Source organism: Pseudomonas sp. LJDD11 (assembly GCF_024584215.1).
GTDB lineage: Bacteria > Pseudomonadota > Gammaproteobacteria > Pseudomonadales > Pseudomonadaceae > Aquipseudomonas.
Map to the genome: position 1 here is coordinate 88,676 of NZ_JANJFL010000025.1, position 14,818 is coordinate 103,493.

A 14,818-nucleotide genomic window follows, 5' to 3' on the forward strand; every position below is an offset into this window, starting at 1 on the left:
TGGGTTTTGCCGACAGCCTTGTGTCATGATGGTCCAAACCGCAGGTAAGCCGCCTCTCTTATATATGAATAAATCCCCCGCGTTGTTCCTCGCCCTCGTCATGCTCGGCGGATGTCAGTCTTTGGCTCCGGTCGACACACCTTCGGCGCAGGCCCAGAAAGAACCGACCCCGGCACCGGCTGAAAAGCCGGTGGTGTACGGCTCGTTCACCCAGGAGACGATGTACAGCCTGCTGGTGGCCGAACTGGCTGGGCAACGCAATCGCTTCGATATTGCCCTGGACAACTACGTGTCTCAGGCGGCGACCACCCAGGATCCGGCCGTCTCCGAACGCGCCTTTCGTATCGCAGAATACGTCGGTGCCGATGACGCGGCGCTGGACACCGCACTGATCTGGGCGCGCAATAACCCGGAAAATCTCGAGTCGCAACGCGCAGCCGCCATTCAGCTGGCCCGCGCCGGTCGTTACGACGACTCGATGCGTTATATGGAGCGGGTTCTGCAGGGGCAGGGCGACACGCATTTTGATTTCCTTGCGCTGGCGGCCGCCGAAACCGACTCCGACACTCGCAATGCACTGATCAAGAGCTTCGACCGGCTGCTGGCCAAATACCCCAACAATGGCCAACTGGTGTTCGGCAAGGCCCTGCTGCTGCAGCAGAACGGCGACTCTGAACAGTCGCTCAAGCTGCTTGAAGACAACCCGCCCAAAGACGGCGAGATTGCCCCGATCCTGTTGCGTACCCGCCTGCTGCAAAGCCTGGGGCGCGGCAAGGAAGGCTTGTCGATCCTGGAAAAAAGCCTCAAGAAATACCCCGACGAGAAGCGCCTGCGCCTGACCTACGCGCGCATGCTGGTCGAACAGGACCGCATGACCGACGCCAAAGCGCAGTTCGCCAACCTGTTGCAGCAATACCCTGACGACGATGACCTGCGCCTGTCGCTGGCACTGGTGTGCCTGGAAGCCAAGGCCTGGGACGAAGCCGCCGGTTATCTCGAAGAACTGGTCGCCCGCGACGCCCATGTCGACACCGCGCACCTGAACCTGGGGCGTATCTTTGAAGAGCGTGACGACCCGCAAAGTGCCCTGGATGAATATGCGCAAGTAGGGCCGAGCCAGGAGTTTCTGCCGGCGCAGTTGCGCCAGGCCGATATCCTGATCAGCAATGGCAACGCTGCCGAGGCCTCGCGGCGCCTGAAAGAAGCGCGCGACAACCAGCCGGACTACGCCATCCAGCTGTACCTGATCGAGGCCGAGACCCAGACCGCCAACAATCATCCCGAGCGTGGCTGGCAGGTGCTCAACAGCGCACTGAAACAGTTCCCGGACGACATGAACCTGCTGTATACCCGGGCCATGCTCGCGGAAAAACGCGACAATCTGGCGCAGCTTGAAACCGACCTGCGGGCCATCCTCAAGCGCGACCCGGAAAACGCCATGGCGCTCAATGCGCTGGGCTACACCCTGGCCGATCGCACTACCCGCTATGAAGAAGCCAAGGCTCTGATCGAAAAAGCCCACATCATCAACCCTGATGACCCGGCCGTGCTCGACAGCCTCGGCTGGGTGAACTTCCGCCTCGGCAACCTCGAAGAAGCCGAGCGCCTGCTGCGCCTGGCACTGGAGCGCTTCCCCGACCATGAAGTCGCCGCCCACCTGGGCGAAGTGCTTTGGGCGCGGGGCAAAGAGCGCGAGGCGCGCCAGGTTTGGGCCAAAGCCTTTGAAGAGCAACCCGACAGCCCGGTTTTGCGCAGCACCGTGCAACGCCTGACCGGCTCCGAAAAACTCTGAACCCAAGGCTGAGGTGAACCTCGTAGGAGCGGCTTTAGCCGCGAAAGGCTTCGCAGCTAAAGCTGCTCCTACGAGGCCCCGTGGTTGCTTCGCGACAGGGCCGCACCCGGGGGATAGACGAGTTCCTACCGTCGAATCAAGCTACATCACGGTTGGAACCGAACGCCGGCCAGTCGCTCCAGATCAATCTCATAACCCAGAGATGACTATGTTTTTACGCAATCTCATCGTATTTAGTTTCATCGCCCTGCTCGCCGGCTGCGCCGGTATTGGCTCGCGCGAAGCCCTGCAAGGCAAAGGCAACTCCCAGCAGTGGGGATTGCATAAACAACAGCTCAGCACCCTCGATGGCTGGCAGATCAACGGCAAGGTCGGCATTCGCGCGCCTAAAGATTCGGGCAGCGGCACGCTGTTCTGGCTGCAACGCCAGGATTACTACGATATCCGCCTGTCCGGCCCGCTGGGTCGCGGCGCGGCTCGTCTGACCGGCCGCCCTGGCAGCGTAGCCCTGGAAGTTGCCAACCAGGGGCGCTTCGAAGCGACCACCCCGGAAGGCCTGCTGGAGGAGCAACTGGGCTGGAAACTGCCAGTCTCGCATCTGGTCTGGTGGGTGCGCGGCCTGCCAGCACCGGAGACCAAGAGCCGTCTGACCCTGGATGACGACAGCCGACTGGCCAGCCTCGAACAAGACGGCTGGCAGGTCGAGTACCTCAGCTACATCGAGCAGAACGGCTTCTGGCTGCCCGAGCGGGTCAAGCTGCACGGCCAGGATCTGGACGTGACCCTGGTAATCAAAGACTGGCAACCACGCAAGCTGGGGCAGTAAACCAATGACTGACGCACCACTGTGGCTGCCCGCCCCGGCCAAGCTCAACCTGATGCTGCACATTCTCGGCCGCCGCGCCGACGGCTACCACCAGTTGCAGACCCTGTTTCAGTTCGTCGACTACGGTGACGAGCTGGGTTATGCGCTGCGCGATGACGGCCAGATCATCCTCAACACCGAAATTCCCGGCGTGCCTCACGACAGCAATCTGATCGTGCGCGCCGCCCGCGCCCTGCAAGCGCAGTCCGGTTGCCCGCTGGGCATCGACATCTGGCTGGAGAAGCGCTTGCCCATGGGCGGCGGCATCGGCGGCGGCAGCTCCGACGCCGCCACCACCCTGCTCGCCTTGAACCACCTCTGGCAACTGGGCCTGGACCATGACGCGCTGGCAAAACTGGGCCTGAGCCTGGGCGCCGACGTGCCGGTGTTCGTCCGTGGTCACGCGGCATTTGCCGAAGGCGTGGGTGAAATCCTCACCCCCGTGGAACCCGACGAGCCTTGGTATCTGGTGGTTGTGCCACAAGTCTCTGTAAGTACAGTAGAAATATTTTCCGATCCATTGTTGACACGTGATTCCAAGCCCATTAAAGTGCGCCCCGTTCCCGAGGGAAACGGTCGAAATGACTGTCAGGCAGTGGTTGAAAGACGTTATCCAGAAGTACATAACGCCTTGAAATGGCTAGGTAAATACACCGAAGCCAAACTGACTGGAACTGGAGGTTGCGTGTTTGGGGCCTTCCCAAACAAAGCTGAAGCTGATAAAGTCTCGGCCCTTCTTTCAGATCCCCTTACAGGATTTGTAGCCAAAGGCAGCAACGTTTCGATGTTGCACCGCAAGCTACAGGGTCTTTAGAGGAACAGAGTGCCAGGCACTCGAGAGCACCACCACTACAGGGGCGTCGCCAAGCGGTAAGGCAGCAGGTTTTGATCCTGCCATGCGTTGGTTCGAATCCAGCCGCCCCTGCCATTTTCCTATCTCATCCAGGTTACTCACAGCCTCCAGGTACTGCGCGTGTCCAAGATGATGGTCTTTACGGGGAATGCCAACCCCGATCTGGCTCGGCGTGTTGTACGTCAGCTGCATATCCCTCTCGGTGACGTCTCTGTCGGTAAATTCTCCGACGGCGAGATCAGCACTGAGATCAATGAAAACGTTCGCGGTAAAGACGTTTTCATTATTCAGCCGACTTGCGCTCCGACCAACGATAACCTGATGGAACTCGTCGTGATGGCTGATGCCTTCCGCCGCTCCTCAGCATCGCGAATCACTGCTGTTATTCCCTACTTTGGTTATGCCCGCCAGGATCGCCGTCCGCGTTCCGCACGTGTGGCAATCAGTGCCAAGGTCGTCGCCGACATGCTCACCGTTGTGGGTATCGACCGCGTTCTGACCGTTGACCTGCATGCTGACCAGATCCAGGGCTTCTTCGATATTCCGGTAGATAACATCTACGGTTCGCCAGTTCTGGTGGACGATATCGAAGACCAGCGCTTCGAAAACCTGATGATCGTTTCCCCGGACATCGGCGGCGTCGTGCGTGCACGTGCTGTTGCCAAGTCGCTGGGTGTCGATCTCGGCATCATCGACAAACGCCGTGAGAAAGCCAATCACTCTGAAGTGATGCATATCATTGGCGACGTTGAAGGACGCACCTGCATCCTCGTCGACGACATGGTCGATACTGCCGGTACCCTGTGCCATGCAGCCAAAGCTCTGAAAGAGCACGGCGCGGCCAAGGTATTCGCCTACTGCACACACCCTGTGCTGTCGGGTCGGGCCATCGAAAACATTGAAAATTCCGTGCTCGACGAACTGGTGGTGACCAACACCATCCCGTTGTCTGCCGCAGCACAAGCCTGCAGCCGTATCCGTCAACTGGATATCGCGCCGGTGGTAGCTGAAGCGGTTCGCCGCATCAGCAATGAAGAATCGATCAGCGCGATGTTCCGCTAAGAGCCAACAGCTTTCAGCGTGCATCTCGTCGACGAAAAGCGCCCCGCCCTGGTCATCTGGCCAAGGCGGGGCTTTTTTGCCCATATCGCCTGACGCTGGTCGCAAACGTCAGGATGATTGGCTACTTTGGAGATCCAAAATGACTGATTTCAATCTGAATGCTGAAGCGCGTTCCGACCTGGGGAAAGGTGCGAGCCGCCGCCTGCGTCGTATCGCCAGCCTGGTTCCAGCTGTTGTCTACGGTGGCGACAAAGCCCCTGAGTCGATCAGCATCCTGGCTAAAGAACTGGCCAAACTGCTGGAAAACGAAGCGTCCTACGCTCACGTTATCGCCCTGAACGTTGGCGGCCAGAAACAAGACGTGGTCATCAAGGCCCTGCAACGTCACCCAGCCAAGGGTCACGTACTGCACGCTGACTTCGTTCGCGTTGTAGCTGGTCAAAAACTGACCGCTAAAGTACCGGTTCACTTCATCAACGAAGAAGCTCCGATCAAGAAAGGCGGCGAAATCTCGCACACTACCACTGAGCTGGAAGTGAGCGTTCTGCCGAAAGACCTGCCTGAGTTCATCGAAGTTGACCTGGGTAACGCCGAAATCGGCACCACTATCCACCTGTCCGACCTCAAAGCACCTAAAGGCGTTGAGTTCGTAGCACTGGCACACGGCACCGACCTGGCTATCGCCAACGTCCACGCGCCACGTGTAGCTGCTGAAGAAGAACCTGCTGCCGAGTAATTTCATTAGGGTGCCTCTAAAAACGTCGGCGAAGCAGCCAGTTTTAAGAGCTACCCGTTACCCGGTAACGCGCAGTTGTTCAGATAGCATCGTGATAAAACAGCGTTTACACCGGTAAATGAGCCCGTTTTGTCCACAGCCGCCTTAGAGCGGCGATGTTATCCACAGCTGTAAGAAGGAAGCCCCTGCAGTGACCGTAAAACTGATCGTTGGCCTGGGAAATCCAGGCGCCGAATACGAACAGACCCGGCATAACGCAGGGGCTTTTTTCGTCGAGCGTATTGCTCAGGCGCAGCGGGTCAATCTCGTCGCCGAGCGCAAATTCTTTGGCCTGACCGGACGCTTCACGCATCAGGGTCAGGACGTTCGTCTGTTGATTCCCACCACCTACATGAACCGCAGCGGCCAGGCCGTGGCGGCACTCGCCGGCTTCTACCGTATCGGTATCGACGAGATCCTGGTGGCCCACGACGAACTCGACTTGCCGCCGGGCGTCGCCAAACTCAAGACGGGCGGCGGTCATGGCGGCCACAACGGCCTGCGCGACATCATTGCGCAAATGGCCAACCAGAACACATTTCATCGCCTGCGGCTCGGCATTGGCCACCCAGGGGATGCCAGCAAGGTGTCAGGGTTTGTCCTGGGTCGCGCGCCACGCGCCGAACAGGAAAAGCTCGACGCCAGTATCGACTTTGCCCTCGGCGTGCTGCCGGATATCCTTGCCGGCGACTGGAGCCGTGCGATGCGTACCCTGCACAGCCAAAAGGCCTGACAGGGGGAGCCTCTAAAAACGTAGGCGAGGCAGTCAGCGCAAGGCAAAAACAGGCGAACAAGCGCAGTTGACTGACGGTCAATGAGCATTGTGAGCCTGTTTTAACGCAGCGATGACAACGCAGGTAGTTTTTAGAGCCTCCCCCAAATAACTGAGGGGAACACCATGGGATTCAATTGCGGCATCGTCGGCCTGCCTAACGTCGGCAAGTCCACCCTGTTCAACGCCCTGACCAAGTCGGGCATCGCGGCAGAGAACTTTCCCTTCTGCACCATCGAGCCGAACAGCGGCATCGTACCAATGCCCGACGCGCGCCTGGCGGCCCTGGCAGCCATCGTCAACCCCAAGCGCATCCTGCCGACCACCATGGAATTCGTCGACATCGCAGGTCTGGTAGCCGGTGCCTCGAAAGGCGAAGGCCTGGGCAACAAGTTCCTGGCCAACATCCGTGAAACCGACGCCATCGCCCATGTGGTGCGCTGCTTCGAAGACGAGAACGTGATTCACGTTGCCAACAGCGTCGACCCCAAGCGTGACATCGAAATCATCGACCTGGAACTGATCTTCGCTGACCTCGACAGCTGCGAGAAGCAGGTCCAGAAAGTTGCCCGCAACGCCAAAGGCGGCGACAAAGACGCCGTGGCCCAGAAGGCCCTGCTGGAACAACTCATCGCCCACTTCACCGAAGGCAAGCCAGCGCGCAGCCTGATGAAGAACATGAGCAGCGACGAGAAAGCCGTGATCCGTGGCTTCCACCTGCTGACCAGCAAGCCGGTCATGTACATCGCCAACGTCGCTGAAGACGGCTTCGAGAACAACCCGTTTCTCGACGTCGTCAAAGCCATCGCCGAGGAAGAAGGCGCGGTAGTGGTGCCGGTGTGCAACAAGATCGAAGCCGAAATCGCCGAGCTGGACGAAGGCGAAGAGAAGGACGAATTCCTCGAAGCCCTGGGCCTGGAAGAACCTGGCCTGAACCGCGTCATCCGTGCCGGTTACGAGCTGCTGAACCTGCAGACCTACTTCACCGCCGGCGTGGAAGAAGTACGTGCCTGGACCGTGCGGGTCGGCGCTACTGCGCCGCAGGCGGCCGGTGTGATTCACACCGACTTCGAGAAAGGCTTCATTCGCGCCGAGTGCGTGGCGTATGCCGACTTCATTCAGTTCAAGGGTGAGGCTGGGGCTAAAGAGGCTGGCAAATGGCGCCTGGAAGGCAAGGATTACATCGTTAAAGACGGTGACGTGCTGCACTTCCGCTTTAACGTTTGATGTTCAGCCCCGTGGAGTGACACGCGGCTTGATGCAATGACCAAACCCCCGGTTCGCGTTGGCGACCGGGGGTTTTGTTTTTTTGCCGCAAAGTGTTATTGCACTAGGGGCTGTTGACGTTTCAGCGCAGGCCGCGTTGCAGCGCCAAATCGTGTCAGGCGAGGCGAAGGACGCAGGAAATGGTCGCTCCCTTTTCAAGTCCTTCAACGACGCATGGCACGATTTGGGGCGCAACCCGCAGGGCCGTGGCTGTTTTGTCACACACACTTCAACAGACTGAAGCCTATGCAGGCCGACAAAACAGACCTCGGCGCGGTTGTGATGAAACGTCAACAGCCCCTAGACCCAGCGCATGCAGACACCGCACTCAACAGCGCCGACAAAGTTTCCACACCCAGATCCATCACGACCCGGCCAGTAGCGACTGCCCGTGCGGCTGCACCTTCAAGCGAATCAGCGAGGACGTGGGCAATGCTCAGACGCCACTTTGTTTATTCGCTGGCAAAGATGCAATTATGTCGGCACGGCAAGTTTCCAGTATTTCATCCGCGAGAGCCGAGTCATCCGGACACGCCCGAGACAGGATGACCGCACCGACTGCATGGGCCAGCAGGTCGATCATTCTCGCCCTGGCGTCCTGCTGCGGCGCATCCAGACCTGCCTGAAATTTTTCCTCAAGCGCTGCCAGCATCTTTTCAACGCCAACGGCAAAGGTCGCCTTCAATTGCTCTGATTGGCGAGCCGCGTCACCGCACAGCGCTGCCATCGTACAGCCCTCACCCCGTCCGTCTCGATGCCCCCGAGAAACGTACCTGTTTACGAAACCTGCAACATCAAGGTCGCGGGTACGGTCAAGCGATTGCGAAAGGCTATTTTCAGCGGCTTCAGCCATCAGATCAGCCTTGGAACCGAAGTGCTTGTAAAAGCCCCCCTGAGTAAAGCCAGCAGTGGCCATCAGCTCCGTCACACCGACCCCATCGTATCCACGCTCACGAAACAGCTCTGAAGCCGTATCCACAATGCGAGCCCGGTTGGCGAGTGATTGCGTCTTGGTGATCTTCATTGCGCACTCCTGAGCCTGGCAAACATAGGCCGCACTATACTCTGATGTCGATCATAATCAAAACAGTTGACACTTTTGATTACGATCGACATCATAAAAGCCAGCAGCATATCTTTGCCTCCTGGGCGCAGATGGCGGTCCTTGATCAACGAGTATGGAATCAATATGAACGACAAGACCTTGTTTGAGCCCTACACCCTTGGCTCACTGACGCTTTCCAACAGACTCGTCATGGCGCCGCTGACGCGAAACCGCGCTGGGGCGGGTTTTGTGCCGCAGCAGCTCACTGCAACCTACTACGCGCAACGAGCGTCCGCAGGCCTGCTGATTGCTGAGGCCACTCAGATCTCACAGCAAGGACAGGGCTATCAAGATACGCCCGGTATCTATACAGCGGCGCAGATAGAGGGATGGCGCGCTGTGACCGAAGCAGTTCACGCCGAAGGAGGACGCATTTTCCTGCAGTTGTGGCATGTAGGGCGCGTTTCTCATGTTGATCTTCAGCAAAACGGTGCAGCGCCAGTAGCGCCTTCTGCCCTTCAAGCCTCGACGAAAGTCTTCGTCAACAACGGCTTCGCCGATGCCTCAGTCCCTCGGGCCCTGGATATCGAAGAGTTGCCCGGGATCGTTAATGACTTTCGCCAAGCGGCAAAAAACGCCATCACTGCGGGGTTTGACGGCGTAGAGATCCACGGCGCCAACGGCTATTTGCTGGATCAGTTCCTGAAAGATGGCGCCAACGTTCGGACTGACGCCTACGGCGGCTCGGTTGAAAACCGTGCACGCCTGCTGCTCGAAGTCACTGATGCCGTGCTCAGCGAGATCGGTGCTGAACGAACCGGAATTCGTATCTCTCCAGTGTCACCTGCCAATGGCGTTTCAAGCAGCGATCCGCAAGCTCAGTTCGACTACCTCGTTGACCAACTCAACGCCCGAAGCCTGGTTTACCTGCACGTGGTCGAAGGTGCGACTGGCGGCCCCCGTGACGTCGCCCCCTTTGATTTTGGCTCCCTGCGCCAGCGCTTCAAAAATACCTACATCGCCAACAACGGCTATGACATTAACCTGGCGACTTCCCGACTCAACGATGACAAGGCCGATCTGATCGCCTTCGGACGTCCGTTTATTGGCAACCCGGATTTGGTAGAGCGACTCAAGACTGATGCCGCTTTGTCCGCATTCGACCCTGCCACTCTGTATGGCGGAGGTGCAGCCGGCTACATCGACTACCCGACGCTTGCAGAATCCCGCGATGCGCACAACTGAACAACCTCAAACACTGAATCGTTAACCGACGTCCATTCAAGAGCATCTATTTATGAGCATCTCTGAAACCGTACTTATTACTGGCGCCTCTACAGGCATTGGCGCAACTTACGCCGAGCGCTTTGCCCAGCGCGGGCACAACCTGGTACTGGTTGCCCGCGACAAAAGCCGATTAGACGCACTGTCGGCCCGTCTGCGTGAGAAATACAGCGTTGTGGTTGACGTGGTTCAGGCTGACCTGACTCAAACCAGCGAACTGGCAACCGTAGAAGCGCGTCTGCGTGAAGACGCTCGCATCGGGATTCTTGTGAATAACGCGGGAGCGGCCCAATCAGGCAGCTTCGTTGATCAATCCACCGACAGCGTTGCCAGCCTGGTCGCCCTCAACACGACCGCACTGGTCCGACTCTCCAGCGCTATCGCCCCTCGGCTCGCGCAAGCCGGTAGTGGTGCGATTATCAACATTAGCTCGGTCGTCGGGCTGGCACCGGAATATGGGATGGCGGTCTACGGTGCGACCAAGGCGTTTGTGCTGTTTCTCTCGCAAGGGCTGAACCTCGAACTCTCACCCAAAGGTGTGTACGTCCAGGCCGTACTGCCAGCCGCGACCCGTACAGAGATCTGGGAACGTGGAGGCTACGACATCAATACCATCAGCGAAATAATGGAAGTCGCAGACCTGGTCGATGCCGCACTGGTTGGTTTTGATCGCCGCGAACCGGTGACCATTCCACCTCTGCAAGAAGGCGCTCGTTGGGATGCCCTACAGGCTGCCCGCCAAGGCTTACTGTCAGATATCCGCCAATCCGCAGTCGCCGAACGCTACAAAAACTGAGGTGCGATTGTCATGCAGCAAACGTTCATATGTTGCTCTAAAGACCGAGCGTTTGCTGCGCATTGTCCCCTCTTGCCAATCTGACTCTCGATTGGACACGCTGCGCAAATGATCACTGAAGCCAACAACAATCTCTCTTGGACGCCTGAGCAAGCACCTCAAGACGCGTTGGTGCCACTGGCCGGCGCGCCGCTTTCTGCCACTAAGGGTTGAATAATCATGAAGGCTTTTTTTATCAAGCAATACGGCAAGCGCAGTGGCAGTATCGGTGAGTTACCGGAGCCAAAAGTAGGCGCCAACGACGTTCTGGTGCAAATAAAGGCCACCAGCATAAATCCTCTGGACGCCAAGATCAGATCAGGGGAATTCAAACAGATTCTTCCCTACACATTCCCTCTGATATTGGGCAATGATTTGGCTGGCGTTGTGGTTCGTGTTGGGCCTGGTGTTCGCCAGTTCAAACCTGGCGACGAAGTCTATGCACGGCCTGCGCAAGATCGAATCGGGACATTTGCCGAGCTTATTTCTGTCGACCAGGACTCGTTAGCTCTGAAACCTCGCAACATCAGTATGGAGCAAGCGGCGTCATTGCCTCTAGTTGCGCTGACGGCATGGCAAGTGCTGGTTGAAACTGCCCAATTGAAGAAAGGCCAAAAGGTGCTCATCCATGCAGGGTCTGGAGGCGTAGGCAGCGTTGCCATTCAACTTGCCAGGCATCTGGGTGCTTTCGTTGCCACGACGACAAGCACGCCGAATGTTGAGTGGGTAAAAGCACTCGGGGCTGACATCGTTATTGACTACAAAAAGCAGGATTTCGAGACTGCCCTGAATGACTATGACGTTGTAGTTAACAGCCTGGATCCGGTTGTTCTCAAAAAGTCGGTGAATTGCCTCAAGCCGGGAGGTCTGCTCGTATCGATCTCCGGGCCACCAACCCCTGAGTTTGGCGATGCACAAGGTTTGTCCTGGCCGATCAAACAGATCCTGCGCTTGCTTAGTTTCAGGATCCGGAAAATTTCACACGCAGCCGGGGTCAAATATTCATTCGTTTTCATGCGCGCCAATGGCACTCAACTGAAAGAAATCACGTCGCTGGTTGAATCGGGCGCCATCAAACCGGTTATCGACAAAGTCTACCCATTTACATCGATCGCTGACGCACTCACGTATGTCGAACAGGGAAGAGTCAAGGGAAAAGTCGTGATTAACCTTGCGTAACCCGGAGTGGGCGAGGATCCAGAAATGGGCCGTAGAAACATCGAAACATCGGGCTCAGTCGTGGGAATGCCAGATGAAGCTTTTTACCGGCAGCGGCAGCCGCAGCGTTCGTGGACTCAAGTGCATCAACATCCCATGTGGAGATAACTATGAACTACCAAACGTTCGGCAATACAGGGCTGCGTGTCTCAGAACTCGCACTCGGCACAGGCAACTTCGGTACTGGCTGGGGCTATGGCGCAGATCCCGACTCCAGTGCCGCGATCTTCAACGCTTACGCAGAGGCCGGTGGCAACTTCATCGACACCGCAGATATCTATCAATTTGGCCAGTCCGAGGAGTTGCTCGCCACGCTGCTTGAGGGGCGACGCGACGACTTCGTGCTAGCCACGAAATTCACCAACGGTGCGGCAGCCAGCCCTAACAGGCTTGCGACAGGTAACAGCCGTCGTGCTTTGGTGAGCTCGGCAGAAGCGAGCCTGAGACGTCTTAAAACAGACCGGATCGACATTTACTGGGCCCATCACCCAGACGGTGTAACTCCGGTGGAAGAAATTGTCAGAGGCTTCGAGGATTTGGCACGCGCAGGGAAGATTCTGTACGCGGGCCTGTCCAACTTTCCGGCGTGGCGACTTTCCCGAGCCGTCACGTTAGCCGAGCTCACCCATGCGTTGCCTATTGCAGCGGCTCAATTCGAGCACAGCCTGGTCCACCGTGAGCCCGAAGCTGATCTGTTCCAGGCTTCATATGCTCTGGGTCTTGGCATCGTGACGTGGTCACCGTTAGGCGGAGGCATGCTGACCGGTAAATATCGACAAGGCGAAAAGGGTCGTGCCGAAGGTTTCGGTGGCAAAGTATTTCAAGCTGAAAACTCCCCTCAGCGCAGCTTGATCCTGGATACAGTTCTGGAGATTGCAGGTGAAATCGGCGTCAGTGCTGGCCAGGTTGCGATTGCATGGGCTGGCACCCACGGGTCGATTCCAATCATCGGGCCGCGCTCCAAGCAGCAACTTACCGACAACCTGGGCGCATTGTCTGTGAACCTCACACATGAACAAATTTGCAAGCTCGATGCGGTCAGCAGCGTGGTTCCTTGCGCGCCGTTGAGGCTGTCAGGGTATGAGGCGGACCGGTCTCGCGCAAGGGTCGTTGCTTGAGGTAATGGGAAAGTAACAGCAGGCCCGGCCAAGCCTCCGTGTTTTGGCCGATCCCGAACGCTCAAGGCAATCCAATTCGCGACGCAGTGCGTCGCGCATTGATGAGCCACCAAATTAAAAAGGACTCACCTGTCCACACTCAGGCGCCACGTCCCCCGTGGTAAGCCACAACGCATATTTCCTGAACCGCTCATGATTGGCGACTTTCAGGAAAGGCTGCAGCCCCATCTCAGTGATCGCAGCTTCGTACTTTTTCCAGCTACTGATACTGATGCCAACAACCTCACAAAACTCACCCTGCGTCAGGCCCTCCCGGGCGCGGATGGCTTTCATTTTTTCAGGCAGATCCACGCTTCGACATCTCCATTGACAAGTTCCACCCCGCCCCGCCAGCGCCATTGATCACACCGGCAAGCGTCGCGGCAAGATGACGGCCATTGCCTGGTATCGTCGCAGCCATTCCGGCAAGGCCACGGTCTGGCTGTGCCGCTGCGATTGCGGGCTGTTTGAGTATCGACGGCCCGGCACCTGGGTTGCCCGGCCCTTCCCTGACGATATGTGCCGTGCGTGTCTGCGAGGCAAAGGCCCCAATGCCCGGCATACAGCCCCGAAGCGTTTGCTGCGATGGCGTGAGGAACTGCGCAGCCTTGGCCTGAGCGATGTGGAGATAGCGCGGATTCAGGCACCGGGTGCGAATGTGGAGACCAAGGGCAGGACTGTGGTTGAGATACGGGAGCAGCTTTAGCTGCAACAGTGTTCACCAAGGTACTGGATGACCGCAGTGGGAGCTACCCTGGTAGCGAAGAGGCCGGTAAAGTCACAGCAACTGCTGCGAATGTGCTGGCGTCTTCGTGAGCAACCGGAGCGCCGGCCGGCTGCTCCCACCGGGGGCCTACGTGCTTAAGTGAACAGCCTTGCGGCTAAAGCCGCTCACAAATTGCTGAGGCCCAGCCAAGCGATTATCCGGCCCCACTCAATCCGCTATGCATTGAATTCCGGATCGGGAGCGCCGACTAGAACGCATGCAATGTCCCGGTCTACTTCGGGTTCTGGAACTGGCCGATCAATGATCAGTTGCTGGACGAGCTATCGGCCATGACCGGGCATCGCTATCGTCAGATGCATCAACACACCTGAATCGGGAGCACACACTGGATCTCGACAACCATGCGTACCTGACGACCTCCGAGGCGCTGGCGCAGCTCTGCGGCGCCGTGGCCCGGCCTTCCATCCTCAAGGAAGTCGATCACCTGATTGATAGCGAAGCCTATGATAAGGCGCTGCCTGGGCGCATTGCCGCCAGCTTGTATCAGGCTTGCAGAAACAGTGACCGGCCCCGCTGCCAGTGCTCTGGAAAATCGGGTCGCAAGATTCATTTACCAAGCTGGCGCGAAAAGCCCCTTCCTTCAGGTGGGGGATAAAAGCGCCACCGCGAAGCGGTCATAGGGATTAAGATCCAAATAAACCGCCCCCATTCTGTATTTCATGACTGAAATGAAAGCGACCAAAACCCTCAAGGTTCGAGTGCGAGATAAGCATGCAGCGCAGTTGCGTGAAGCTTCTCGTGCCGTGAATTTTGTGTGGAACTACGTAAACGAGTTGAGCAGTCGCTCGATTCGTGAGCGTGGTCGTTTTCTGTCGGCGTTCGACATTCACAAGTACACCAACGGGGCTGGCAAGGATCTGGGACTGCACAGCCAATCGGTGCAGGCTGTTGCCGACGAATATGTCACACGGCGCAAGCAGTTCAAAAAGCACCAGCTCCGCTGGCGCTGCTCGGGCGGCGCTCGGCGCAGCCTGGGCTGGGTGCCCCTCAAGGCCGGCGCTGCTGTCTGGAAAAACGGCCAGGTCGTCTTCAACAGACAGCACTTCAAGGTCTGGGACAGCTACGGCCTGGCGGGCTTTAAATTCAGATCCGGTAGCTTCAACGAGG

General features: G+C 57.9%; 13 protein-coding genes, 1 tRNA gene and 1 pseudogene. 13 read left to right on the plus strand and 2 right to left on the minus strand.

Features of this window, described 5'->3' with window-relative positions:
• The first annotated feature begins 64 nt into the window (after nucleotides 1-64).
• The 8 genes from NRB16_RS23355 to ychF all read left to right on the plus strand — a co-directional run bounded on the left by NRB16_RS23355 (nucleotide 65) and on the right by ychF (nucleotide 7,346).
• Complete coding sequence (locus tag NRB16_RS23355; protein ID WP_045483208.1) at nucleotides 65-1,792, plus strand: tetratricopeptide repeat protein; 1,728 nt, start codon at nucleotides 65-67, stop codon at nucleotides 1,790-1,792.
• 208 nt (nucleotides 1,793-2,000) lie between these two features.
• A complete protein-coding gene (lolB, locus tag NRB16_RS23360) occupies nucleotides 2,001-2,618 on the plus strand; it encodes a lipoprotein insertase outer membrane protein LolB (RefSeq protein ID WP_045483211.1) in 618 nt (205 codons plus the stop codon).
• Nucleotides 2,619-2,622: 4 nt separating this feature from the next.
• Nucleotides 2,623-3,471: a 4-(cytidine 5'-diphospho)-2-C-methyl-D-erythritol kinase gene (ispE, locus tag NRB16_RS23365; RefSeq protein ID WP_045483214.1), complete on the plus strand. Its 849-nt coding sequence runs from the start codon at nucleotides 2,623-2,625 to the stop codon at nucleotides 3,469-3,471.
• Between the two features lie 39 nt (nucleotides 3,472-3,510).
• Nucleotides 3,511-3,585: transfer RNA gene (locus tag NRB16_RS23370), tRNA-Gln, on the plus strand.
• Between the two features lie 45 nt (nucleotides 3,586-3,630).
• Nucleotides 3,631-4,572 (plus strand): ribose-phosphate pyrophosphokinase, encoded by a 942-nt coding sequence (locus NRB16_RS23375; RefSeq protein WP_002552145.1) that lies wholly within the window; start codon nucleotides 3,631-3,633, stop codon nucleotides 4,570-4,572.
• A gap of 139 nt (nucleotides 4,573-4,711) precedes the next feature.
• Nucleotides 4,712-5,308, plus strand: a complete 597-nt coding sequence (locus NRB16_RS23380; RefSeq protein WP_045483216.1) for a 50S ribosomal protein L25/general stress protein Ctc — start codon at nucleotides 4,712-4,714, stop codon at nucleotides 5,306-5,308.
• A gap of 190 nt (nucleotides 5,309-5,498) precedes the next feature.
• Entirely contained in the window at nucleotides 5,499-6,080 is a 582-nt protein-coding gene (gene pth, locus NRB16_RS23385) for an aminoacyl-tRNA hydrolase (RefSeq protein WP_045483219.1), read from the plus strand.
• A 165-nt stretch (nucleotides 6,081-6,245) separates the two neighbouring features.
• Nucleotides 6,246-7,346 carry a redox-regulated ATPase YchF gene (ychF, locus tag NRB16_RS23390; protein WP_045483222.1) on the plus strand — a complete coding sequence of 367 codons (1,101 nt, stop codon included), beginning with the start codon at nucleotides 6,246-6,248 and terminating at the stop codon, nucleotides 7,344-7,346.
• A 475-nt stretch (nucleotides 7,347-7,821) separates the two neighbouring features.
• On the opposite strand, the gene NRB16_RS23395 is transcribed toward ychF, so the two are convergent.
• Entirely contained in the window at nucleotides 7,822-8,409 is a 588-nt protein-coding gene (locus tag NRB16_RS23395) for a TetR/AcrR family transcriptional regulator (protein WP_045483225.1), read from the minus strand.
• 165 nt (nucleotides 8,410-8,574) lie between these two features.
• Here NRB16_RS23395 and NRB16_RS23400 point away from each other — a divergent pair, with 165 nt between their 5' ends.
• The 4 genes from NRB16_RS23400 to NRB16_RS23415 all read left to right on the plus strand — a co-directional run bounded on the left by NRB16_RS23400 (nucleotide 8,575) and on the right by NRB16_RS23415 (nucleotide 12,885).
• A complete protein-coding gene (locus tag NRB16_RS23400; RefSeq protein WP_045483228.1) occupies nucleotides 8,575-9,675 on the plus strand; it encodes an alkene reductase in 1,101 nt (366 codons plus the stop codon).
• Between the two features lie 52 nt (nucleotides 9,676-9,727).
• Complete coding sequence (locus NRB16_RS23405; protein ID WP_257107042.1) at nucleotides 9,728-10,510, plus strand: SDR family oxidoreductase; 783 nt, start codon at nucleotides 9,728-9,730, stop codon at nucleotides 10,508-10,510.
• Nucleotides 10,511-10,729: 219 nt separating this feature from the next.
• Nucleotides 10,730-11,728, plus strand: a complete 999-nt coding sequence (locus tag NRB16_RS23410; protein WP_257107043.1) for an NADP-dependent oxidoreductase — start codon at nucleotides 10,730-10,732, stop codon at nucleotides 11,726-11,728.
• 149 nt (nucleotides 11,729-11,877) lie between these two features.
• The gene (locus tag NRB16_RS23415; RefSeq protein ID WP_045483237.1) at nucleotides 11,878-12,885 is read left to right on the plus strand and encodes an aldo/keto reductase; all 1,008 of its coding nucleotides are present in this window, start codon (nucleotides 11,878-11,880) and stop codon (nucleotides 12,883-12,885) included.
• Nucleotides 12,886-12,999: 114 nt separating this feature from the next.
• Here the strand turns inward: NRB16_RS23415 and NRB16_RS23420 are convergent, their stop codons facing one another.
• Nucleotides 13,000-13,236 carry a DNA-binding transcriptional regulator gene (locus tag NRB16_RS23420; RefSeq protein ID WP_045483240.1) on the minus strand — a complete coding sequence of 79 codons (237 nt, stop codon included), beginning with the start codon at nucleotides 13,234-13,236 and terminating at the stop codon, nucleotides 13,000-13,002.
• A gap of 1,143 nt (nucleotides 13,237-14,379) precedes the next feature.
• Here NRB16_RS23420 and NRB16_RS23425 point away from each other — a divergent pair.
• A pseudogene (locus NRB16_RS23425) lies at nucleotides 14,380-14,818 on the plus strand (RNA-guided endonuclease TnpB family protein); the annotation flags it as partial.

Bases quoted from the DNA above. Each gene is read 5' to 3' on its own strand.
- NRB16_RS23355 (WP_045483208.1), top strand. From the start codon at position 65: ATGAATAAATCCCCCGCGTTGTTCCTCGCCCTCGTCATGCTCGGCGGA.
- lolB (WP_045483211.1), top strand. From the start codon at position 2,001: ATGTTTTTACGCAATCTCATCGTATTTAGTTTCATCGCCCTGCTCGCC.
- ispE (WP_045483214.1), top strand. From the start codon at position 2,623: ATGACTGACGCACCACTGTGGCTGCCCGCCCCGGCCAAGCTCAACCTG.
- NRB16_RS23380 (WP_045483216.1), top strand. From the start codon at position 4,712: ATGACTGATTTCAATCTGAATGCTGAAGCGCGTTCCGACCTGGGGAAA.
- ychF (WP_045483222.1), top strand. From the start codon at position 6,246: ATGGGATTCAATTGCGGCATCGTCGGCCTGCCTAACGTCGGCAAGTCC.
- NRB16_RS23395 (WP_045483225.1), bottom strand. From the start codon at position 8,409: ATGAAGATCACCAAGACGCAATCACTCGCCAACCGGGCTCGCATTGTG.
- NRB16_RS23400 (WP_045483228.1), top strand. From the start codon at position 8,575: ATGAACGACAAGACCTTGTTTGAGCCCTACACCCTTGGCTCACTGACG.
- NRB16_RS23405 (WP_257107042.1), top strand. From the start codon at position 9,728: ATGAGCATCTCTGAAACCGTACTTATTACTGGCGCCTCTACAGGCATT.
- NRB16_RS23410 (WP_257107043.1), top strand. From the start codon at position 10,730: ATGAAGGCTTTTTTTATCAAGCAATACGGCAAGCGCAGTGGCAGTATC.
- NRB16_RS23415 (WP_045483237.1), top strand. From the start codon at position 11,878: ATGAACTACCAAACGTTCGGCAATACAGGGCTGCGTGTCTCAGAACTC.